The organism is Pseudonocardia pini, assembly GCF_013870575.1.
GTDB classification, from domain to species: Bacteria; Actinomycetota; Actinomycetes; order Mycobacteriales; family Pseudonocardiaceae; genus Pseudonocardia; species Pseudonocardia pini.
Genome location: NZ_JACBXB010000298.1, coordinates 1 through 6,286, shown reverse-complemented (window position 1 = coordinate 6,286; position 6,286 = coordinate 1). Strand labels below are relative to the sequence as shown.

Here is a 6,286-nt window from a genome sequence, read left to right as displayed (position 1 = left end):
GTCGTCACCATGCAGATCGACGACGTCGACTCGCCGATCTACAAGGACGGCCTTCGACCAGGTCACGGGCGTGGTCGTCCAGTGCGGTGACGGTGCCGCCGTGCGCGCCGGGCTGGAAGGTCCAGTGCGCCCGGATGTCCGACTTCCCGGAGCGCCAGCCGAGCGCGACGACCCACTTGCCGTCCTCGCCCTTCCAGCTGTCCCAGTCCGCGTCGTCGTGGTCCAGCCCGCGCACCCCGAAGGTGTGCGCGACGGTCTCCTCGAGGGTCCGCAGGTCCGGCCCGTCCTCCCGGACGGGGTGCGCGGAACGGGCCAGCTCGGCCGTCCGGGCACGTTCGAGCAGGACCGGGTAGGCGAACCGTTCGATCTTCTGGACGGGCACCCCGGCGGCCGAGGCGACCTGGTCCACGGACGCCCCTGCCCGGATGCGGGCTTGGATCTCGCGTGGTCGCAACTGGCTCTCCAACTCGATCGCGATCTGTCCGAGTCGGGTCAAATCTCCCCGCGCGGCGGCTCGGAGCTGCTCGTCGGCGGGCACGGTGTACCGCTCGCGGCGCGCCGAGTCCTCGAGGACCACCGCACCGTCCTCGGTGATCCCGACGACCCGCAACGACCGCATCCGCCGGCCTCCTCGCTCGCTCTGACCCCGTCCGGGTGACGGTAGTTGCCGAATCGTGTCCGACGAGTGAGGCGCGCCGCGCGCGTTCCGGCGCGGCTACCGGGGGTTTCCCGGCCCATTCCCGTCGACCGGCACTCCGCGCCGTCACACGTCGTACCAGGATCGGTAAAGCTGAGGTGCATGTTACTGATGTGACTACATTCCGTCACTCTCGGGCACGAAAAGGCCGGGTCCAGCGGACCCGGCCTTGTCGGAGGGCTCAGCCCAGTCGCTCGACGACCCAGTCGACGCAGGCGGTCAGCGCCGCGACGTCCGCGGGCTCGACGGCCGGGAACATCCCGATCCGCAGCTGGTTGCGGCCCAGCTTGCGGTACGGCTCGGTGTCCACGATCCCGTTCGCCCGCAGGACCTTGGCCACGGCGGCGGCGTCGACGGAGTCGGCGAAGTCGATCGTGCCGACCACCTGGGAGCGGTGGGCCGGGTCGCTCACGAACGGCGTGGCGAACTCCGACTTCTCGGCCCAGCCGTAGAGCCGGGTGGAGGAGTCCTTGGTGCGCGCCACGCACCCGTCCAGCCCGCCGAGGCCCAGCATCCAGTCGATCTGGTCGGCCAGCATGATCAGCGTGGCGACGGCCGGGGTGTTGTACGTCTGGTCCTTGACCGAGTTGTCGACGGCGGTGGCCAGCGACAGGAACGGCGGGATCCAGCGGTCGCCCGCGGCGAGCTCGGCGACGCGGGACAGCGCGGCCGGGCTCATCAGCGCGATCCAGAGGCCGCCGTCGGAGGCGAAGCCCTTCTGGGGGGCGAAGTAGTAGGTGTCCGCCTGGGTGATGTCGACGGGCAGCCCGGCTGCGCCGGAGGTGGCGTCGACGACGACCAGCTGACCGTCGATCGATGACTCCGGTCGCACCACCGGCACCGCCACGCCGGTCGAGGTCTCGTTGTGGGCCCAGGCCAGGACGTCGCACGACGGGTCCGCGGTCGGCTCGGGCGCGCTGCCCGGCTCCGCGGACACGACCACCGGGTCGGCCAGGAACGGGGCGCCCCGCGTGGTGTCGGCGAACTTGGCGGAGAACTCGCCGTAGGTCAGGTGCAGCGATCGCTCCTTGACCAGGCCGAAGGCGGCGGCGTCCCAGAAGGCGGTCGACCCGCCGACGCCGAGCACGACCTCGTACCCGTCCGGCAGCGAGAAGAGCTCCCGCAGGCCGGAGCGGACTCGCCCGACCAGGGACTTCACCGGCTTCTGGCGGTGGGAGGTGCCCATGACGTCGCCCGCCGCGGCGAGCGCCGCGAGCTGCTCGGGGCGGACCTTCGAGGGACCGCAGCCGAACCGGCCGTCGCCCGGGACGAGGTCGGCGGGGATCTGCAGGTCGGTGCTGGGCGCGCTCACGGTCCCAGTGTCGCAAGTCGCCCGCGCGAGCGCGGGGCCGGGCCGGAGGTGCACGGCCCGTGATCGACCGGATCGGTCCCCGTAACAGCGTCTCGTCCGCTCGGGTGACACGTGAAACGCCGCTTCGGGATCGATCGAGATACGGGTCTGAGGCACGACCGGAGGGATCCTCATGGAGATCGACTGCGCACTCGCCGTCGGGGTGGCCACGCCCGAGCACGTGGCGCTCGCGGAGGAGCTGGGCTTCACCCGCGCCTGGTGCCACGAGGCACCGCGCAGCTATGGGGACACGGGGATGGCGTTGGCCGTCGCCGCGGAGCGGACGTCCCGGATCCGGATCGGCCTCGCCGTCGGCGGGCACTGGCGGCGGGCGGGCACCGACGCCGACGCGCTCGCCGACCTCGCCGGGCGCGCCCGCGGCCGCACGGAGCTCGTCGTCGGGATGCCCGGCGGGACCGGTCGGGACCCGGAGGCGCACGCCGCCGAGGTCCGCGGGACCGTCGCGCGCAGGTACGACCTGGTGGGCGTGCCTGCCTGGGTGGCCCGGCCCGGGGCGAGCGAGTACGTCCCCCAGGCCTTCGGGGTGCCGTCCCCCCGCGGGACCGCGCTGCGCACGATCGTCGAGGTCACGCCGGGTGTGGACCTGGAGCAGCTGGTCCGCAGGCTGCGGCCCGCGGGCGTGATGCTGCGGCCCCGGACCGAGGACGTCGGCGTCGAGCTCGCGGCGTTCGCCGAGGCCTGCCACGCTCTGCGGGCACTCGCCGCCTGACCGGATCCTGTCGATCGCCGGCGCGCGGGCCACTTCTCTGGCGCGCCCGCATCAGGCATGTTGGGTTGCGTGACCGAACCCAGGACCCGTCGTCGTGTGCACCCGGCCTGGTTCGCGGCGGGCGCCACGTTCCTGGCCCTGATCGGGGCCGCCGCCTTCCGCTCGACGCCGGGTGTGATGGTCGAGCCGCTGCACGCCGAGTTCGGCTGGTCCATCGGCACGGTCTCGGGCGCGATCGCGGTGAACCTGGCGCTGTTCGGCCTCACCGCCCCGTTCGCCGCGGCGCTGATGGAGCGCTTCGGGGTGCGGCAGGTGGTCTCGGTCGCCCTGGTGATGGTGGCCGTCGGCGCGGGCCTGACCGTGTTCATGACGGCGTCGTGGCAGCTCGTCCTGCTCTGGGGCGTGATCGTGGGGCTCGGCACCGGGTCGATGGCGATGGCCCTGGTCGCGACGGTCGTCGGGCGCTGGTTCGTGGCCCGGCGCGGTCTGGTCTCCGGCGTCCTGACGGCGGCGAACGCGACCGGGCAGCTGATCTTCCTGCCGGTGTTGGCGCACGTCATCGAGGGCTCCGGCTGGCGCGCCGCGTCGATCACGGTGTCCGCGGCGGCCCTGGTCGTCGTGCCGATCGTGTGGTTCCTCCTGCGCAACCGGCCGTCGGACGTCGGGGAGCTGCCGTACGGCGGGACCGAGGCGGACATCGTCGAGCCGCTGCGGTCCGGCGCCGCGAAGCTCGCCCTGGGGACGCTGGCCACCGCGGCCCACAACCGTACGTTCTGGCTGCTCGTCCTCGGCTTCTTCATCTGCGGCGCCACGACGAACGGGCTCGTCCAGTCCCACTTCATCCCGGCCGCGCACGACCACGGCATGCCCGCGACGACGGCGGCGAGCCTGCTCGCGCTCGTCGGCATCTTCGACATCGCGGGCACGATCTTCTCGGGCTGGCTCACCGACCGTTTCGACCCACGGATCCTGCTGCTGGCCTACTACACGCTGCGCGGGGTGTCCCTGGCGCTGCTCGTGCCGCTGTTCGGCGCGGACGTGAACGCCAGCATGTTCGCGTTCATCATCTTCTACGGTCTGGACTGGGTGGCCACGGTGCCGCCGACGCTGGCGCTGTGCCGGTCGGCCTTCGGGCAGCGGGCGCCGATCGTGTTCGGCTGGGTGTTCGCGAGCCACCAGCTGGGCGCGGCGGCGGCGGCCCTCGCTGCGGGCCTGGTCCGGGACGCGCTGGGCTCCTACGACCTGGCCTGGTACGGCGGCGCGGTCCTCTGCGGCGTGGCGGCGGTCGCGAGCATCGCCATCCGCCGCACACCGACACCCACCCAGGCCCCGACCCCCACCCAACCCGCGCCGAGATGAACCAGGGTGTCGTTCAGAGCATGATCGAACAGCACCGAGGTTCATCTCGACGGTGTGGTCAGGGGTTCAGCAGGTCCCAGCCCTCGACGTCCTGGGGCTTGCGGGGGCCCGGGCCGATGTACTGCGCCGACGGGCGGACCAGCTTGTTCTCGCGCTTCTGCTCCATGATGTGCGCCGACCACCCGGCCGTGCGGGCGCTGGTGAACATCGCGGGCATCATGTGCGGCGGGACCTGGGCGAAGTCCAGGATGACCGCGGCCCAGAACTCCACGTTCGTCTCGATGGGGTGGTCGGGGCGGCGCTCGCGCAGGATCTTCAGCGCGGCCTGCTCCAGGGCGGCGGCCACCTCGTACCGCGGCGCGTCGAGCTCCTGGCAGGTGCGGCGGAGCACGCGAGCGCGCGGGTCCTCGGCCCGGTAGACCCGGTGCCCGAAGCCCATGAGCTTCTCCTTGCGGTCCAGGATGCCCTTGACCAGCGCCTCCGGGTCGCCCGTCTCCTCGGTCTCCGCGATCATCGGCAGCACCCGGGCGGGCGCACCGCCGTGCAGCGGGCCGGACATGGCGCCGATCGCGCCGGACAGCGAGGCCGCGACGTCCGCGCCGGTCGATGCGATCACGCGCGCGGTGAAGGTCGAGGCGTTCATGCCGTGCTCGGCCGCCGACACCCAGTAGGCGTCGATCGCCCGGACGTGCGCCGGGTCCGGCTCGCCCTGCCAGCGGGTCATGAAGCGCTCGGTGATCGTCTGCGCCTGGTCGATGCGGGACTGCGGCACGGCCGGGACGCCGATCCCGCGCGCCGACTGCGCGACGTAGGACAGCGCCATCACCGAGGCCCTGGCCAGCTGGTCGCGGGCCTCCTCCGGTGCGGTGTCGAGCAGCGCCTTGTACCCCCAGTGCGGGGCGAGCATGGCCAGCGCGGCCTGGACGTCGACCCGGACGTCACCGGTGTGGACCGGGATCGGGAACGGCTCCGCGGGCGGGAGCCCCGGGCCGAACCGGCCGTCGACCAACAGGGCCCACACGTTTCCGAAGGTGACCGTGCCGACGAGGTCCTCGATGTCGACCCCGCGGTAGCGCAGCGCGCCGCCGTCCTTGTCGGGCTCGGCGATCTCCGTCCGGAACGCGACGTGGCCTTCGAGGCCGGACTTGAAGCCGGGTGGGGGCGGGGGCACTTCGGACACCGGGGTCTCCTTCGTCGACGACCTGTGCACACCGACGACGTCGCCGGGCGGCGCCGTCGGCCGGTGTCCAGGGGAATCCGCGCGCGGTCGCGCGCGTGTTCGCGGTCACCTTCTCCCGGCCGGCGTGCGAGCACAACGGTGTCATCGGTCACCGGACCCGAACGGAGGGTGTCGCTTCGCGGTCCTCGCTCCCTACCGTCAGGGGTCCACGAGGAGGTGCGGATGACCGAGACCACGCTCGCCGCGATGCGGGTCGACTACGGAGCGGACGGCTTCGACGTCGACCAGCTCGCCCCGACCTGGCACGAGCAGCTCACCCGGTGGCTCGCCGAGGCCGAGCAGGCCGGGGTGGCCGAGCCCAACGCGATGGTGCTGGCCACCGCGGACCCGGAGGGCAGGCCCTCGTCGCGGACGGTGCTCTGCAAGGGGCTCGACGAACGCGGGGTGGTCTTCTACACCAACTTCACGTCGGCGAAGAGCCGCGACCTACGCCAGTCGCACGAGGCCGCCGCGACCTTCCCCTGGTACCCGCTGCACCGGCAGGTGCACGTCCGGGGCGTGGTGCAGCAGGCGAGCTACGCCGAGGCGGACGCCTATTGGGCCACCCGGCCCCGCGGCTCGCAGCTGGGGGCGTGGGCGTCGGCCCAGTCCGTCGTCGTCGGCGGGCGGGAGGTGCTGGACACGGCACTGGCGGACGTCGAGCGCAGGTTCGCCGACACCGAGGCCGTCCCGCGGCCCCCGCACTGGGGCGGCTGGCGGATCGTGCCCGACGAGGTGGAGTTCTGGCAGGGCCGCACGAACCGGATGCACGACCGGCTGCGCTTCGTCGGCGACCGGGACACCCGCACCTGGAAGGTCGTCCGGCTCGCCCCCTAGGCGAACCAGGTCGTTACGGGCCGCAAGAGTCGTGGTAGTCGTGGGGGCGTGACGCAGGAGCAACCGCCGGACCCGCCGACCGTCCCCACCCCG

At 72.9% G+C, this 6,286-nt stretch carries 5 protein-coding genes and 1 pseudogene; 3 read left to right on the top strand and 3 right to left on the bottom strand.

All coding sequences use genetic code 11. The annotated features are described in order from the left end of the window. Window positions 1-34 precede the first annotated feature (34 nt). Both sepH and serC read right to left on the bottom strand, forming a co-directional pair. Window positions 35-619: pseudogene (gene sepH, locus H5J29_RS17470) on the bottom strand (septation protein SepH); the annotation flags it as partial. Window positions 620-878: 259 nt separating this feature from the next. Then, window positions 879-2,009, bottom strand: coding sequence for a phosphoserine transaminase (gene serC / locus H5J29_RS17465; RefSeq protein ID WP_181782017.1), 1,131 nt, complete (start codon window positions 2,007-2,009; stop codon window positions 879-881). Between the two features lie 172 nt (window positions 2,010-2,181). On the opposite strand from serC, the gene H5J29_RS17460 reads away from it, so the two are divergent. Both H5J29_RS17460 and H5J29_RS17455 read left to right on the top strand, forming a co-directional pair. Beyond that, window positions 2,182-2,778, top strand: a complete 597-nt coding sequence (locus H5J29_RS17460; RefSeq protein ID WP_181782016.1) for an LLM class flavin-dependent oxidoreductase — start codon at window positions 2,182-2,184, stop codon at window positions 2,776-2,778. Between the two features lie 57 nt (window positions 2,779-2,835). After that, entirely contained in the window at window positions 2,836-4,137 is a 1,302-nt protein-coding gene (locus H5J29_RS17455; RefSeq protein ID WP_181782015.1) for an MFS transporter, read from the top strand. A 58-nt stretch (window positions 4,138-4,195) separates the two neighbouring features. On the opposite strand, the gene H5J29_RS17450 is transcribed toward H5J29_RS17455, so the two are convergent. After that, entirely contained in the window at window positions 4,196-5,317 is a 1,122-nt protein-coding gene (locus H5J29_RS17450) for a citrate synthase 2 (RefSeq protein WP_181782014.1), read from the bottom strand. Window positions 5,318-5,539: 222 nt separating this feature from the next. Between H5J29_RS17450 and pdxH the strand changes: the two genes are divergently transcribed. Next, a complete protein-coding gene (pdxH, locus tag H5J29_RS17445) occupies window positions 5,540-6,193 on the top strand; it encodes a pyridoxamine 5'-phosphate oxidase (RefSeq protein ID WP_181782013.1) in 654 nt (217 codons plus the stop codon). Window positions 6,194-6,286: the final 93 nt, after the last annotated feature.

Bases quoted from the DNA above. Each gene is read 5' to 3' on its own strand.
- H5J29_RS17455 (WP_181782015.1), top strand. From the start codon at position 2,836: ATGTTGGGTTGCGTGACCGAACCCAGGACCCGTCGTCGTGTGCACCCG.
- H5J29_RS17460 (WP_181782016.1), top strand. From the start codon at position 2,182: ATGGAGATCGACTGCGCACTCGCCGTCGGGGTGGCCACGCCCGAGCAC.
- pdxH (WP_181782013.1), top strand. From the start codon at position 5,540: ATGACCGAGACCACGCTCGCCGCGATGCGGGTCGACTACGGAGCGGAC.